The sequence below is a fragment of the Rickettsia endosymbiont of Ixodes pacificus genome, from assembly GCF_000965155.1.
In the GTDB taxonomy this organism is placed as follows: Bacteria; Pseudomonadota; Alphaproteobacteria; order Rickettsiales; family Rickettsiaceae; genus Rickettsia; species Rickettsia tamurae.
In genome coordinates, this window is the sequence record NZ_LAOP01000001.1 from 1,329,674 (window position 1) to 1,346,782 (window position 17,109).

Consider the following 17,109-nt stretch of genomic DNA (forward strand, 5'->3'; position numbering starts at 1 on the left):
GGAAATCTATGTTCCATAGTCTTTCAGTTAAAAACTTCATTCTGATAGACGAGCTGGAAATTGAGTTTAATAAAGGTTTATGCGTTATTACCGGTGAGACAGGAGCCGGCAAATCTATTTTACTTGATGCTATTTTATTTTGCCTAGGTTATAAAACTTCAAATAATATAATAAAGCGTGGAAAAGATTACGCTGTTGTTAATATAATATTCTCTTTAAATGAAGAATAAAAAATTTTCTGATCCAAAATTTTATTGAGCCTGAAGAGTTATTGCTTACTTATAAAGTGTTTGCAAAAAGCCGAAGGACGGAAAAATTTTTTCATTAATAATCAAGTAGTTAATAAGGCTATAATGCAGCAATTAGCTACTTACTTATTTGAACTTCATGGGCAAAATAATAATATTTCTCTTCTAGAAGCAAATACGCAGCGTGATATTTTAGATAGTTACGGAAATCTTTTGGACTTCCGAGCCGAACTTTCTAAATGTTATCAGACTTGGCAAAATACTCGGAAAGAAATTGCCGAAATAACACTTAAGCAAAATTCTATAGACCAAGAAATCGATTATTTGAGCTTTGCAACGGAAGAATTAATTAAGCTGAACATTCAAATAGGCGAAGAAGAAAAATTAGCAAATATACGAAAAGATTTGCAAAATAAAGATAAGGATTTACAGTTAATAAAAGATATTCTAGAACAGATTAATAATCCCGAAATAAATACATCGATTAATAGAGCAGAGAAATTATTAGCAAGGCAAGGCGATAATGAGCGTTTTGAAGCTATCGCTACAAGCTTAGAAGAAGCCTATAATAATCTAGAAGAAGCACGTCAAGAATTATCAAATCTGTTAGATAGTTTTAATTACGAGGAATATAATCTCGAAGAAACAGAAGAAAGATTATTTTTAATAAAAGCTATTAGCCGTAAATATAATGTTCCCGCTGATGAATTAGGGGTATTTTTAGATAAATCTTTAGAGCAGCTCGGTATATTAAAAAATAAAATAGCAAATAGCAATGAGTTAAAAGCTCAAGAAGTGCTATTGCAGAAAAAATATTATGAACTGGCGAGTGATTTATCTGCAAAGCGTCTTATTGCTGCAAAACACTTAGAAGAATCGTTGCATCAGGAGCTAAAACAGCTTAAAATGGCGAAAGCAATTTTTGAGATTGAGATAGAAACTAGAAAAGAGCCGACAGCCGGCAGTAATGATGATATTGTGTTTAAGGCTTCTACCAATCCTGGAACGCTAGCTACAGCAATCAATAAAATCGCTTCCGGCGGTGAATTATCAAGGTTCATGCTTGCTTTAAAAACTTCTTTGTTTGATAAAACGGTAAAACCATCTATTATATTTGATGAAATAGATGTCGGGATTGGCGGAGAGGTCGCAGATAAAGTAGATGAGCGATTAAAAAAACTTAGTAGCGTTACTCAAGTAATAGTTATTACGCACCAGCCTCAAAAGTGGCAGGTAAGGCAGATTTGCATATAAAAGTCGAGAAAACACAGCTAGATAAAGAAACAAAAGTAACGGTAAAAGCTTTAAATTTAGCTGAAAGGCAAGAGGAACTCGCCCGCATGATTTCAGGTAAAACAATCACCGAGGCAAGTTTAAAAGCAGCAAAGGAGTTGTTGCATTTGTAATGAACGTCATTGCGAGCGACTGAAAGGAGCGTGGCAATCTCAGGAATTTACCCGAGATTGCTTCGTCGACGCTTATGGCGTCTCCTCGCAATGACAAAAAACAAGGAACATATGAACAACTATACAAAATTAGAAAATGAGCTTCAGACCATCTCACATTTTAATAATATCTTAAGCATATTATACTGGGATGTTGCCGTAAATATGCCTATAGGTTCAGGAGAAAGTCGCAGCAACGTCACTAGTTCATTCTATGCTCAAATCTCCCATGCTAAAAGAGTTACTTAGCAAGGCAAAAGAAGAATCAAAGAACCTTGATGAATGGCAGAATGGTAATATTAGAGAGATTGAGAGAAAAATAACAGATGCAAATTGTATTGACGAGCAGCTACAAAAGAAATTGGTAGCCGCTACTACTAAAACTGAACTTGTTTGGCGAGAAGCAAGAAAAAATAACGACTATAATTTATTCAAACCACACTTACAAAAAGTTTTAGATTATACGAAAGAAGTTGCTAAAGTACGAGCAGATGTTTTTAATTGCGGATTATAACGACTCATTAATAGATATGTTTGATCCAAGCAGGAAAAGTAGCGAGATCAAACAAGTTTTTTCAGTACTTAAAAAAGAACTCCCGCAGCTCATAAATAAAGTTTTAGAAAAACAGAAAAGCGAGAAAGAACTAGTAAAGAACAGCGAACTAGCTCCTGAAATGCAAAAGCGTATCGGAAAACGCATTATGGAAATTATGCAGTTTGATCTAACAAAAGGACGATTAGACGAATCGACTCATCCTTTTTGCGGCGGAACGCCAAACTATATACGTTTAACTACTAGATATGATAAAGATAATTTCATAAGCGGTTTAATGGGAATTACTCACGAAATAGGACATGCTTTATATGAGCAGAATCTACCGGAAATGTATAAAGGGCAGCCGGTTGGGCTTGCTAAAGGCCTTCGAAAGCCAATCTTTATTTATGGAAATGCAAGTAGGTAGATCAAGAGAATTTACGGAATTTTTAGCTAAACTACTTCGAGACGAATTTGCTTTTAAAAGCGAAGAATATTCAGCGGAAAGTTTATATAGAAAAATTACAAGAGTTACGCCTGATTTTATAAGAGTAGATGCAGATGAAGTAACTTATCCGATGCATGTAATATTACGTTTTGAGATAGAGGAAATGCTTATCAAGGGTGACTTGAATCTCGATGAGTTACCAAGCTTTTGGGATAGTAAGATGCAAGAATATTTAGGCGTTAAACCGGTAAGTTTTAGTAACGGCCGTCTTCAAGATATTCACTGGTCACACGGAAATTTCGGTTACTTTCCTGCCTATACAAACGGTGCAATTATCGCATCAATGATGATGATATATTAAAGGGTGATTTTAGTAATCTAAATAAGAATTTTAGAAATCTCGGTTCGTTAAAAAATTCAGCCGATTTATTAAAAAGTGCTAGCGGTGAGGAAAAAATTAACCCTGAGGTGTATATAAGATATTTAGAAGGGAAGTATTTATAGTAATAAATCGTCATTGCGAGCAGGCAATTGGCGTTGTTGCATGGATCGGCAAAACCTACTCGATGTCATCCCAGCGTAGACGGGGATCCAGTAAAAATACTAATAATTATTAGTATTTTAAATTGTTTTTCTGGATACCGTGGTCAAGCCACGGTATGACACCGGAACAAAAAAATCAAACAATACAAACAATAATATGGAAGAAGACTTAAAAAAAACAGGTTATTTATTTGGCGGGAATGCTGTTTTTGTTGAAGAGCTATATAGGCAATATCTAGCCAACCCTGCCTCGGTTGATCAAACTTGGCAAGAATTTTTTGTCGGCATTAAGGATAATAATACTTTACTCAATAAAAGTACGGCAAAAATAATTATCCCTGATGAAATAAAAAAAGAATCATTAAATAATAATTCATCTTCTGAAGACTTAAATAGTTTAAAAGCTAAGGAAATGATCAATGCTTATCGCAAGCATGCTCACTATTTAGCGAATCTTGATCCGCTTGGTCTTGAGCTACGTAAAACAAAAAATGATTTAAAGCTTAATATAGAAACTTTTGGTCTTGATAGCGGTCAGCTAGAAGAAAATATCAATATTACGGATGAATTTGTCGGTACTTGGAACTGTAAATTATCTGAATTAGTTACCAAGCTCGATAAAGTTTATACAGGCTCCATCGGTGTTGAATTTGAACAAATAGAAAATATAGAAGAAAAAAACTGGTTATATAATAAGCTAGAAAGCAAAATTACATTTTCTTCTGAAGACAAAAAAACTATCCTAAATGATTTAGTAGAAGTAGAAGGGTTTGAGCAGTATCTACATACTAAATTCCCTGGTGCTAAGCGTTTTTCCGTTGAGGGCGGAGACGCTTCTATAGTTGCCATGAGTAAAGCTATAGATTTATCTATGCATCAAGGCGTTGAAGAAGTTGTCATCGGTATGGCCCACCGAGGGAGGCTAAATACTCTGACTAAAGTAGTCGGCAAACCTTATAAAACCGTTATTGCCGGTTTCATAAGCGGTAGCGTATTTCCTGATGAATTAAATGTTTCAGGCGATGTAAAATACCATTTAGGCTATTCGTCCGATAGAACTATAGAGGATAAGAAAATACACTTGTCACTAGCCGATAACCCTTCACATTTAGAAGCGGTAAATCCTATAGTTGCAGGAAAAGTAAGAGCAAAGCAAGATATTCTTGGAGATACTAAACGCAGCAAAGTCAAAGCTATTTTAGTGCATGGCGATGCTGCTTTTTGCGGTCAGGGCGTAGTTGCCGAGAGTCTATCAATGTCACCACTCACTGCTTATGATATCGGTGGAATATTGCATTTCGTCATTAACAATCAGTTAGGTTTTACAGCTAATGCTGCAGATACTAGAGCTAGTAGATATTCTACGGAATTTGCTAAAATCATAGCTGCCCCAATTTTACATGTTAACGGTGATGATATAGAAGCAGTGTTAAAAGCCACCAATATTGCGGTAGAATACAGGCAGAAATTCGGCAAGGATGTTGTAGTAGAAATTATTTGTTACCGTAAATACGGGCATAATGAGGGCGATGAGCCGATGTATACTCAAGGCAAGATGTATAACATTATTAAAAGCAAACCGACCCCTGGAAATATTTACGCAAATGAGTTAGTAAAAAGCGGTATAATTGATAATAATTATTTTGCTAAGTTAAAAGAAGAATTTAAAGCAAAACTAGATAAGGAATATGAGCAGGCAAAAAGTTATAAGCAAGAAGCACATTTCTTAGGCGGGTTATGGCAAGGTATTTCTCGTACTCGTACACAAGCTGCAATAACGGGCGTCGGTAAAAAAACATTACAAGATTTAGGAACTAAACTATGTGAAATACCGAAAGATTTTGCTGCTAATCCAAAACTTGTAAAACTATTTGAAGCTCGAAAAGCCACTCTAACAGCTGATCAACCTATTGATTGGGCGACGGCAGAGCAGCTAGCTTTTGCAAGCTTGCTTGCTTCAGGCACAAATATAAGGCTAACCGGACAAGATTCGGGACGCGGTACTTTCTCGCATCGTCATTCAGTATTGCACAACCAAATTGATGATACTACCTATATACCTCTAAATAATTTATCTAAAGAACAAGCAAAATACGAGGTAGCCGATAGTAATTTATCTGAATATGCGGTGCTTGGTTTCGAGTATGGTTATTCACTCGCAAACCCAAAAAATTTAGTTTTATGGGAAGCACAATTCGGTGATTTTGCTAATGGAGCTCAGATTATTTTTGACCAGTTTATTTCAAGCAGCGAAACTAAATGGCTTCGTATGAGCGCGCTTGTGGTTTTGTTACCTCATGCATTTGAGGGACAAGGACCAGAGCATAGTTCGGCAAGACTTGAGAGGTTCTTACAGCTGGCGGCTGAGGATAATATGTATATTACATACCCTACTACCCCTGCTTCGATTTTCCATCTGCTACGTCGCCAAATACTTGATGATACCCGTAAACCGTTAATCGTAATGTCACCGAAATCATTATTACGTCATAAATATGCCGTATCTAAACTTGACGAGCTAGGTGAAAATACTACTTTCTTACCGGTTTTAGATGAAGTAACTAAAGTAGATACAAACAATATTACTAAAATAGTTTTATGTAGCGGTAAGGTGTATTACGATCTATTTGAAATGCGTGGCAATAACAGTAATATAGCGATTATTAGGCTTGAGCAATTATACCCTTTTGAAAAAAAACTTGTAGCATCGCTATTAAAAAAATATAATAGGACGCAGGAATTTATTTGGTGTCAGGAAGAACCGAAGAATATGGGAGCTTGGCGTTATATATTTTCTCACTTAAACGATGCTTTAAAAGAAGCAGGAATTAATAACGAATTTAAATATGTAGGTAGAGAGGAATCAGCCTCTCCGGCAGTAGGTTCGCTGCAAGCACATAATAAACAGCAAGAGAAGCTATTAAGGGAAGCACTAAAGGTGTGAATATTGTGGTTCTTAATGTCATTCCCGCATAGGCAGGAATCCAGTAACATTTAGTGTCATACCGCGACTTGATCGCGGTATCTTAGGATATAGTCTGTGATACAAGATCCCGTGGTCGTAGCCACGGGATGACAAAGCAAATTCTAGATTCCCGCCTACGCGGGAATGACATAGGAATCGTATTTTTAGGAGTAAAATAAATTATGAGCGTTAAAATTATAGTACCGTCGCTTGGGGAGTCCGTAACGGAAGCAACTATTGCAAAATGGTATAAGAAAAAAGGCGATTCGGTTAAAACCGATGAATTACTGTTAGAAATCGAAACCGAAAAAGTGACTTTAGAAGTTAATGCTCCTTGCAACGGTACTATAGGTAAAATATCGAAAACTGACGGTGCAAATGTAGCAGTTGGCGAAGAAATAGGCGAAATAAATGAAGGGGCAGCTGCAAATACTGCCGGTACTAATAATGAATCTGCTAAAGCTCAAGCAGTTACGCAACCTACTTCAGAAAAGCCTGTAGAAAAACCTGCCGTGGCTAATAATACTCTTGCTCCTTCTGTACAAAAATTAGTTACCGAAAATAAGCTTGACCCCAATAATATAAAAGGAACAGGTAGAGACGGTAGAATTACCAAAGGTGACGTGCTTGAAACAATAAACACTCCGCCTACGGCTACTTCTGCTCCTGCAATAAGTAAATCTAATGAAGAAAGAGTACAGCGTGTTCGTATGTCACGCTTGCGTAAAACTATTGCACAGCGTTTAAAAGATTCACAAAATACGGCAGCTATTTTGACTACTTTTAATGAAATCGATATGTCAAAAGTAATTGCCTTGCGTAATCAATATAAAGAAGAGTTTGAGAAAAAGCACTCTGTGAAACTTGGCTTTATGTCGTTTTTTGTTAAAGCAACTATAGAAGCTTTAAAGCTTATTCCGTCGGTAAATGCTGAAATAGACGGCGATGATTTAGTATATAAAAATTACTATGATATAGGTGTAGCTGTCGGAACAGAGCAAGGACTTGTCGTACCGGTTGTTAGGGATGCCGATAAAATGGGATTTGCCGAAGTAGAGAAAGCTATAGAAATTTTGGCTAAAAAAGCTCGTGAGGGTAAGCTTTCTATGGCTGATTTGTCAGGCGGCACATTCTCGATTTCTAACGGTGGTGTATATGGCTCATTATTATCTACACCGATTATTAATCCTCCTCAATCAGGTATTCTAGGCTTACATAAAACCGAGGAAAGAGCCGTAGTTATAGACGGTAAAATTGAAATACGTCCGATGATGTACATAGCTTTATCTTACGATCATCGCATAATTGACGGGAAAGAAGGAGTATCGTTCTTGGTAAAAATTAAGCAACTCATTGAAAATCCTGAGAAGTTATTGTTAAATTTGTAAAAAATTGTCATGCCGTGGTCAAGCCACGGCATGACAATCGGGAAAGGAAGTATATAATAATGATAAAATGTACTCGTCGTATTGAGTTCGATGCAGGACATAGAATTATAGGACATCAAAATAAATGTCAATTCCTGCACGGTCATCGCTATATTCTTGAGATAACTATAGCCACAAACGAAACCGATAAACTTGGTATGGTAATCGATTTTGGTTTAATTAAGGATTTAGCTAAAAAATGGATTGATGAAAATTTTGATCATAGCTTAATCCTAAATCAAGACGATAAGGAAATGGGACAGCAAATAGAAAATTGTACCGGTCAAAAAATATATTATATGCAAAATAACCCAACTGCAGAAAATATAGCGACGCATTTAAAGAATGAAATTTTTCCTAAACTTTTCGTCAGTCAAAACTTCTTCATAGCGAGCCTCAAACTATATGAAACGCTGAATTGTTTTGTTGAGGTTTAGGCATGCAAGATTACTGTTTAATTTTAACTACTACTAATGATTTGCAAATTGCCGAAAAAATAGCATCTGTTTTGTTAGAATTAAATCTTGCTGCCTGCATTCAAATTGACGATGTTAAAAGTTACTTTAGATGGGATGGTAGAGTAACTTTAGAAAGCGAATATAGACTTGTAATTAAAGCAAAATCTTCTAATTATAACGAAATTGAAAATAAACTCCTTGAAATTCATAATTATGAATTACCGCAAATAATAAAAATAAATATTGACTATTGCTTTCAAAAGTACTTAGAATGGATTGACCAAAATAGTAAATAAACTTATAGTTGAACAAATTTAAAATTAAGTAAGTAAATTATGAAATTATGGCAAAAAGTTACCTTAGGGTTAATCTTAGGTATTATATTTGGTATATACTTACCACAATATGTTAATTATATTAAACCTATCGGTGACATTTTCTTACGTTTGATAAAAATGATCATTACCCCTTTAATTTTCTTCAGTTTGGTTTCCGGTATCACTAGTATGAATGATACTTCTGCCCTTGGTAGAGTAGGAATGAAAGCGGTAGCCGCTTTTTTAGGTACTACTTTTTTTGCCACGGTTTTTGGACTTACTGTTGCCTTAGTATTAAAGCCGGGAGTAGGCATACATATAGATTTTACCTCTTCAGAAACGACAAGTAGAACTTCATTTAATATAATTGATTTTTTTGTAAATATCGTCCCTGATAATGCTGTTGGGGCTTTTGCAAACGGTGATGTCTTGCAAGTTGTATTTTTTGCTATTTTTGTTGGGATTACCTTAAACAAAATGAAATCTATCGGTGAACCTGTTACTGATTTAATTCATGTAATGTCAAAATTAATATTAAAAATAATATCGTTTGTTATTCAATTATCCCCTTACGGTGCTTTTGCTTTAACAGGCTGGATTGTAGGCATGCAGGGAGTTGAGATAATGATTAGTTTATCGAAACTTATTGTAGCGGTAGTTGTGGCAATGACATTCCAATATTTAGTTTTTGGCTTACTTATATATGTATTCTGCCGTGTTTCCCCTATACCTTTTTATAAGAAAAGTTTTGAGTATCAGATACTTGCTTTTTCTACTTCAAGTAGTAAGGCGACTCTTGCAACTACTATGCAAGTTTGTCGTGAAAAGCTTGGCATTTCAGAGTCTAGTACTTCGTTCGTACTTCCGATAGGTGCGTCAATTAATATGGACGGCTTTGCTATAAATTTATCTCTTACCACCATATTTTTTGCTCAGATGATGGGAGTAACGCTTGCTCCTCACGACTATTTAGTAATTATTCTCACCTCAACACTTGGATCTATCGGCGGTGCCGGTATTCCCGGTGCCTCTTTGATAATGCTTCCTATGGTTCTTTCTTCGGTTCACTTACCTATAGAGGGAGTAGCAATTATTGCCGGTATTGACCGAATACTTGATATGCTACGTACTATTATCAATATTACCGGCGATGCAACAATTACTATGATTATAGATAACAGCGAAGATACTTTAGATAAGGAAGTATATTTATCTTAATGCTCATCGACATTTCTAGCTAATTATGTCATTCCTGCGAAAGCATATGGGGGCCAACTTAAGAATCGATATCATTCCCGCGAAAGCAAGAATCCAGGAAAAAGCGAAATTATTTGAGCTTTTGATTTTTTAAATTTAGTATGTTTATATTTTTTAATGACTGGATTCCCGCTTTCGCGGGAATGACATCGATATCCACACAACAATAGAGTTCTTGCATAATGTAGCTAATAAGGAGGAATTTGTAGGAGACACGGAACGCAGAACCGCAGCGTACACTTAGTACGTGAGAATTCGAGTACCGGATCGACGCACAAATTACCCTTAGAAGCAAGTTAGAACTCTAATGCTACCTCCTATTCATTTACTAAAAGTATAGTTATTAAAATTTTTTTTCTTATTTTCAACTTTTAATTTAAAAATGCTATTGACTTAAGTGCGTATTACAATAACTATGTTAACTTAAGGTTGAGGATATGTGTTAAATTTCCTAAATAATACAGTACAATCAAAAAGGTTTGTATCTATAAATATAGAACTTCAGTAAGTGATATACCTGAATCGTTTTGGCATTCTATTGCTGAAAATAGCTGTGATATTAATTGGAAAAATATACCATTACAAAAAAGTCCTTTTCAGACTGTTACTACTCAAGGTTTAATTCAAGAATTAAAACCTAAAACCATAATTGAATTTGGAAGTTTTAAAGGAGCTTCTGCCCTTTGGTTGGCGGATATACAAAGTTTATCGGTAAAAGACGGTAAAGTTATTAGTATAGATATCGATTTTGAAAATATTGATCAAGCCGTAAAAGGAGATAATAGAATAGAGTTTTTACAAGGTGATTCTAATAAAGTAGAGGCAATATTTCCAAAAGAGAAAATATCTGAAATAGTACATCCTATACTTTTAATAGAAGATGCTCATATTAATATGATAGGTATTTTAGAATATTTTCATAATAATATATTTGAAGAAGGAGATTATTTCATCATTGAAGATACTAATATTGATTATAATAATGCGTGCTATGATGTTTGGAGGAAAACTTTAGATGAAAAAACTTGTATAGCAAAATTAGAAAATTTAAACAATAAAATCGTTAGATTAACTAGCTGGTTGAAAGAAAAAAAATTTATATTTAGTAGATACAAAATATGTAGATCCTTTTGGTATTATTAATGCTTCTAAAAATTGGAACTCAGTTATAAAAAAGATTTAAAGATAAATTATGAGAAAGGAAATTTATCTAAAAAATTTTAATATTAATAGCGATGAGGTTTTAAACAATTTTACTAAAAATCCATATAAATCTACTGTATTTTTTAAAAATTTTTTAGAAACAAAATAATGTAAATTATACAAAAGAAATTAAAGATGCAGTAAATAATAATGCAGAAATTATACATATAAAAAATATCGATAAAAAAAACTATAATATAATGACCTCTTATGACGGTGAGGTATGGATTACGGGAATAGAAGAATTAATTTGTCATATGTATGGAGAATAGGGATAATTGGTAGTTTTCCTGTATTATATAAAGATGAAGATAAGAATATTATTAGAGCAGTAGCACCAAAACGTAATTCTCATAATGAACGTAGCTCTCAATCACCGTATAATGATTTAGATTGGCATGTAGATGCTGCATACCGTCCAATGAAAGAAAAGAGTGATAACTTATCTCCTATAGTTGACTATTTAATTTTTGGGATTGTACATAAAGGACATGAGAATCTACCTATAGTATATATTAGCCTTAAAGATATATTAAATCAATTGAGCTACCAAGATATCTTAATAGGGTGTAGTAATGAATTTACAGTAACAAGTGCAGATTCTTTTTCATGTAAAATAGTGAGCAAGAATCTCCCTTTATTAGTAGAACATGCTACCGGTTATTACAGCAGAATAAAAATGGATGCTATTCCTGAAACACAAAGAACAGCAGGGTTTTTAAATAAAATTAGAGAAATCGTAGATCAAGAATCTATTCAAAACTATATATATTACTTCCGGTGATATCGTTGTATTAAGCAATAACGGGCTGTTGAAAAAGTTATAAAAAGAAGTAGAAAAGAGTTAATCTAAGGAATAAGCTGTATTTTTATGCTTAAATGAAGGTGTAAAGATGCAGGGTTATAAGCTTGATCAAAGTGTGAGATGTAATAGCCTTAGCTTAAGGCACATGATACCTAATGATCATTTATTAGTGAGGATTCATGAAGCTAAAGAATTAGAGTTTTCTTTTATCTATGAAATAACTAAGAATCGTTATTGTGCTAATTACGGACGTCCATCAATTGATCCTGTATTATTTTTTAGGATGCAAATAATAAGTTACTTATATGGTATAAAGTCAAATAGACGATTATGTAAAGAAATTCAGTTAAATATAGCATATAGGTGGTTTTGTGGTTTAAGTTTAGAGGATAAAGTACCGGATCATTCATCATTAAGTAGGATAAGAGATAGATTTGGGGTAGAACTATTTCAAGAAATATTTATAAGCTTGATTAAGCAATGGTATGAACTAGATATTATAAAAGGAGAAACAATTATTTCAGATGCCTCTTTAGTTGAATCTAATGCCTCTATGAATAGCCTAATATTAAGAAAAGATCAAGGTGATTCACAAAAGAGAGAATTAAAAAAATATGAACGTCGTTATCATGATTTCCGAGAAGGGAAAAAAGTAAGGAAAATATCTAATCAAACTCATGTCAGTAGGACAGATCCTGATTGTAGTCTTGTATCAAGAACTAATGGTTATAAAAAGCTATGTTATAAGACCCACTACTCAATTGATTCAGATTCACGTATTATAATAGATTGTTATGTAAGTACAGGATCACAACATGAGTGTATTGTACTTCCAAGTAGAGTTTGGAATATATTAAATAATTTTTCTTTTAGAGTAAAAGAATGGATAGCAGACAAAGGTTATGGTAGAGGTCCAACCTATGGATATTTTAAATTACTTGGAATTACAACTTATATACCTTTACATGTAGATAATCTTGGTGAAGGAAAAATAAGTAGGGGGGAATTTCAATATGATAGAGAACAGGATAGATATAAGTGTCCACAGGGACATTATCTTTATCCGTATGATAAATTAGATAAAAAACAAATAAAACGTTATCGTATTACAGGAGGGCATTGTAAAAATTGCTCTCTAAAATCAGGTTGTATTTCTGATAATTATAGTAATAGAGGACGATTTATTTATCGTAATCCTTATCAGGATGAAATAGATGAGGTAAAGGTCAGACAGAATAGAATTGATTTTAAGAAAAAACTAATTGAGAGAAAGTGGAAAATAGAAGGTCTATTTGGTGAAGCTAAGGAGAATCATGGTTTACGAGGAGCAAAATTTAGAAGTGTACAGAAAACACAGATTCAAATACTGATGATTGCGATAGTACAAAATTTTAAACGGATACTTAAAATTATTTTTTGGTTTTTTTATCTACTGCTATTAAAGATAAAAAAATATTAAAGTATTTACAACCTTGTTGATTTTTTCAACAGCCCGAATAAGACGGTTTTACATAAAAGAGTGGTCCTAAATGGGATGAAAAAGACCGTTATTTTATTAGAATATATTCAGTGAAAGATATAAACCAAGGTATATTAGCAAATTCTGCTCAATCTTGGATATGGGTATAATAATAATACCAGACGGTTTTATGTAAATCACATAAAAACATCATTGCGAGCATTCGTAGAATGGTGGTAATTGTCCAGTAGCTAGGGATGCCTCGAATTTGCTAAAGCCGATGCTTGCTCGTGGTGAGCTGCACTGTATCGGTGCTACTACTCTAGATGAATATCGTAAATATATCGAGAAAGATGCAGCACTTGCTCGTCGTTTTCAGTCTGTTTACGTGAGCATACGCATCAAGTTAAGCCATAATTGTTAATAATTTTAGTGTATTTAAGGAAGATAATCTGGTTTTACGATATTTATCTTTCAAAGAAAATCTCCCCCAATCTATAATTAATTTCTTAAGGAACTGCTTTAAATCATTAAGACGTCCAGTAATAGACAGGAATAATTCTCTTGACCTTTTCTGTAGTTCAATAAATGCTTTGGTTAAACTAATTTCTCTATCATTTGCTAATTCTACACAATTCGATAATCCATGAAAAATAAGCACACTACATAATTTACCATATAATTCACACAAAACTCTTGCAGGTTTACTTCTCCCTTTAAGATTTTCAATTTTTGCATGACTTTTATATAATTTAAATAATAATTCAATTTGCCATCTTGCTCGATAAATTATCATTATATGCTCAGCATTAACCATATCCTCTGATATATTAGTGATAAATATTGACCAATCTAGTAATCTCTGGTTTCTTGAAGAAGATTTATATTTATGAGACTTAGCTAATAAATTAGCCTTCCTTCTTCTACCAATAGCCTGTTCATCAGTCAATTTATGACATATAATCCGTAGCTTAACTTTTGCTTGTTTACCTAAAAGTACATCTTTTGATAAAAAGAATTTATTATCTAATAGGTTTAATAAATCAATTTTTTCCTCAGTGATAGGGTCATATATATTAGTATCTGCTTTATAACGACTAATAAAATATGCACCAAGTTCGATAATTTGAATAAATGAAGCTGGGACAAAATAACCTAAATCAGATATTAATAAGTCCTTAGTAGATATGTTTGATAAATGTTCTCTATATCCTTGATCAGCCCTTATACCTTATCCGCCATATTGGCAGGTAGAATAATATGGCTACTATCCAATAATTTAACGCTATTAAATTGCTGCAAAATGTTGCATGCTGCAAAATGTTGCAATCAAGCGGCATAGTATTTCTAAATAATTTCAAGCATTGTTCATACATTGACTGCATAAATTTTACTGCTACCTCAGTAAACCTAAAGTCTAAGCCTTGGGCAGAAATATCTATAGTTTCTTCACTTAAAAAGTTACGCATTCCATCAAGACTACAATTACTATCGCTCATATTACCAAACACTATAGCTTTTAGAAAAGCTGAACCAGTTATTTTTCGTTGTCTCTTAATAAATCCTGTTGTAATGGATAAATTATTGGCTGTCTCTCCAAAAAACTCTTGGCATAGTTTTGCTAAGTTTACTATTTTCCCCATAGGATAAATTCTCACAATTTAGTTGTTAATCTTGCAAAAATTTATACCATATATTAGCTTCTTTTTAATTCATAATTTACTACCGTAATACCAGTATAACCTACTTGCTTTTCTTAACTTGATGCGTATGGTCTTTTGATGTGTGTGAATTAGAACAAGAATTTATAAAATTATGTTTTAAAAGCTATGCAATTGAAAGACCTATTTTTTGATTAAAATCAATTTCTGTTTTATCGAGTTTTTCAAAGTGATTTAATCCAAACATAAACCCTATGCTTGTATCATAATTACTAACATTCCCCAATGTCCGAAAAATTCTGTTAAATAAATAAGCCCAAAAGAAGTAAGAACATACATCATAGCACAGGATAGAGCATATATAAAACTGGTATAAGTAAAGCGTTTAAATACTGGGAAATGTCTATAAAATATAGGCATTGCTGGTGTATCACAAAATCCGAATAAGAACTATAAATGATTGAATTAATAAAAACCGCTTGTACTATAGTTTAATAAATATGGAAATAACAGTATAAAAATTCCAAATATAATTGCTTTTACTCTTAGTATAATTAAAGGATAAATGTAATAACTTAAATATGTTATTATTATGTAGCTAGCAACATGTACTATAGAAACTAAAAAGTTTTGATGTATTATTTGTGCAGGAGTATAGTTAAAAGAATTTTTTAAAATATTTCCACAATATACAGGATCTGCACACTGAATACAAAATAAAGCTAAGGAAGTTTTTATACTCACTTTCTGGTTCCATAAAGGATTTTCTTCTAATTTGCTTATATCTAAATTAGCTTTTTCAAGTATATTTTTTACTCTTCTTTTTGCATCAGCAAATTCAGGCGTCTCTCTGAGGCGTGTTCTAGCTAATCCTCCAATCATTGCAATACCTGTACCTTATCCAAAAAGCATATCGCCAATTTGCTCCTGTCGTAGTTGTTAAATATGCTACAAACAATGCTCCCATCCCTCCTAACGAAGTAAAAACAGAAGTTAAAGCTACTGCCGGATATTGAGCCGGTGGTTTTATAAGCTCTGTTAGATAAAGTTCTGCTCCTACAGTTTCACCCATTGACGAAAAACCTTGAGCAATTCTACACATTGTAACAATCCAAGCTGCTTTTACCACTATTTCAGCGTATGTAGGTAAAATTGCCATTATAAAGCAAGATAAAGCCATAATTAAAGTTGTTATAACTATAGTAGTTTACGTCCTAAGTGATCAATATAACCTATAATTATTGCCCCTACAGGTCTACAAATATATGTAGAACAAAAGGCAAAAGCAGAAAGTAAGAAAACAACTTGAGGATCTGAAGTTGGAAAAAATATATCGTTGAGTAATACTGCCATATGAACATATAATAGAAGATCAAAATACTCTAAAAAAGTACCAATAGACAATAATCCTACCGCTTCTCGCTGTTCTCTATTTAACCTTACTTGCTTTTTTATAGGTCAGCATAATTTCTTTACAAAAAATTAAATTGTAAAGAAATCTATACTGTTTTATATAAAAGTCAATAGGAATTTTCGCCTTATACGATAAATAGAGAAATGAAGTGCAACTTAACGCACTTCACATGTAGTGGAATGTAAGAAGTTAAGATATTTCACAACCTTCTTTAGATATTTGCCCTATATGTTCTACTTCATACTTCTTTTCTTGAGGTACTAGACCATGATGAACAAAATATCTTTTTATAAACAGCAAATTCTTAATAATAACCGTGGTAGATATTTGGCACTTGAAGAAATTAAACAATATTTTCAGCTAGAAAAAGTAAGATTATTATCACGCATAAACTTGTTATTTAAAGATGTTTTAAACTGTTCTGACGATAGTTTTGGAACAACTGTAATAAATAGATTTTTTAAATTAATAAATAGCAACTATCATTAACTATTAAAATCTTCTATTATTTCCTTTAATCCCCTATACATTCATAAACTCTTTAAATTACTCTCAAATTTTTATTTATATCTTTAATTAAATTTCTATTGCATTCTTAAAACTTTTTATTATGATTTTGTCTATAGCTCATTCTTTAATAGAATATTAAAATTTATAGAATTTAATAAGAGGATAATATGTATAATTAGAATATTTTTCTAGAATCAATATGCAAAAATTAATAAGATTTTAGAAATTTATTTTTTAATAACTTTCTTGTCATAGATATGAAAATCGATTAGTTGAGTTGAAAGTTAATTTATACAAATCTCATGTTCTATTAGCAGCACAATAAATATGTGATAAATAAACTAATTGAAAGAAAAAAATAAGTAATATACAGTAATGGTTCATTTTTAGATTGAAAAGCAAAAAATACTATAC

At 32.8% G+C, this 17,109-nt stretch carries 10 protein-coding genes and 5 pseudogenes; 13 read left to right on the forward strand and 2 right to left on the reverse strand.

Annotation, left to right across the window (positions count from 1 at the left end):
• Nucleotides 1-8 precede the first annotated feature (8 nt).
• From recN to REIP_RS11245, 13 genes and pseudogenes are all read left to right on the forward strand, one after another.
• Nucleotides 9-1,654: pseudogene (gene recN, locus REIP_RS07090) on the forward strand (DNA repair protein RecN).
• Between the two features lie 111 nt (nucleotides 1,655-1,765).
• Nucleotides 1,766-3,180, forward strand: a pseudogene (locus tag REIP_RS07095) (carboxypeptidase M32).
• A 196-nt stretch (nucleotides 3,181-3,376) separates the two neighbouring features.
• Nucleotides 3,377-6,163 carry a 2-oxoglutarate dehydrogenase E1 component gene (locus tag REIP_RS07100; protein ID WP_045804159.1) on the forward strand — a complete coding sequence of 929 codons (2,787 nt, stop codon included), beginning with the start codon at nucleotides 3,377-3,379 and terminating at the stop codon, nucleotides 6,161-6,163.
• A 203-nt stretch (nucleotides 6,164-6,366) separates the two neighbouring features.
• Nucleotides 6,367-7,572, forward strand: a complete 1,206-nt coding sequence (odhB, locus tag REIP_RS07105; RefSeq protein ID WP_045804160.1) for a 2-oxoglutarate dehydrogenase complex dihydrolipoyllysine-residue succinyltransferase — start codon at nucleotides 6,367-6,369, stop codon at nucleotides 7,570-7,572.
• A gap of 59 nt (nucleotides 7,573-7,631) precedes the next feature.
• Nucleotides 7,632-8,048: a 6-pyruvoyl trahydropterin synthase family protein gene (locus REIP_RS07110; protein WP_045804161.1), complete on the forward strand. Its 417-nt coding sequence runs from the start codon at nucleotides 7,632-7,634 to the stop codon at nucleotides 8,046-8,048.
• 2 nt (nucleotides 8,049-8,050) lie between these two features.
• On the forward strand, nucleotides 8,051-8,365 hold the full coding sequence (cutA, locus tag REIP_RS07115; RefSeq protein WP_045804162.1) for a divalent-cation tolerance protein CutA: 315 nt from the start codon (nucleotides 8,051-8,053) through the stop codon (nucleotides 8,363-8,365).
• Between the two features lie 39 nt (nucleotides 8,366-8,404).
• The gene (locus REIP_RS07120; protein ID WP_045804163.1) at nucleotides 8,405-9,604 is read left to right on the forward strand and encodes a dicarboxylate/amino acid:cation symporter; all 1,200 of its coding nucleotides are present in this window, start codon (nucleotides 8,405-8,407) and stop codon (nucleotides 9,602-9,604) included.
• A gap of 205 nt (nucleotides 9,605-9,809) precedes the next feature.
• A pseudogene (locus tag REIP_RS10085) lies at nucleotides 9,810-9,940 on the forward strand (palindromic element RPE1 domain-containing protein); the annotation flags it as partial.
• A gap of 276 nt (nucleotides 9,941-10,216) precedes the next feature.
• Complete coding sequence (locus tag REIP_RS07125) at nucleotides 10,217-10,786, forward strand: CmcI family methyltransferase (RefSeq protein WP_231569349.1); 570 nt, start codon at nucleotides 10,217-10,219, stop codon at nucleotides 10,784-10,786.
• Nucleotides 10,787-10,835: 49 nt separating this feature from the next.
• The gene (locus tag REIP_RS12845; RefSeq protein ID WP_045804164.1) at nucleotides 10,836-10,955 is read left to right on the forward strand and encodes a hypothetical protein; all 120 of its coding nucleotides are present in this window, start codon (nucleotides 10,836-10,838) and stop codon (nucleotides 10,953-10,955) included.
• Between the two features lie 141 nt (nucleotides 10,956-11,096).
• A complete protein-coding gene (locus REIP_RS12850) occupies nucleotides 11,097-11,630 on the forward strand; it encodes a hypothetical protein (RefSeq protein WP_231569300.1) in 534 nt (177 codons plus the stop codon).
• Nucleotides 11,631-11,796: 166 nt separating this feature from the next.
• Complete coding sequence (locus REIP_RS07150) at nucleotides 11,797-13,110, forward strand: transposase (protein ID WP_172686766.1); 1,314 nt, start codon at nucleotides 11,797-11,799, stop codon at nucleotides 13,108-13,110.
• A 268-nt stretch (nucleotides 13,111-13,378) separates the two neighbouring features.
• Nucleotides 13,379-13,534, forward strand: a complete 156-nt coding sequence (locus tag REIP_RS11245; protein WP_156147461.1) for a hypothetical protein — start codon at nucleotides 13,379-13,381, stop codon at nucleotides 13,532-13,534.
• Here the strand turns inward: REIP_RS11245 and REIP_RS07155 are convergent.
• Both REIP_RS07155 and REIP_RS13770 read right to left on the reverse strand, forming a co-directional pair.
• Nucleotides 13,517-14,753 (reverse strand): annotated as a pseudogene (locus tag REIP_RS07155) (IS4 family transposase). The gene REIP_RS11245 and the pseudogene REIP_RS07155 overlap by 18 nt on opposite strands.
• A 184-nt stretch (nucleotides 14,754-14,937) precedes the next feature.
• A pseudogene (locus REIP_RS13770) lies at nucleotides 14,938-16,226 on the reverse strand (MFS transporter).
• Between the last annotated feature and the right edge of the window lie 883 nt (nucleotides 16,227-17,109).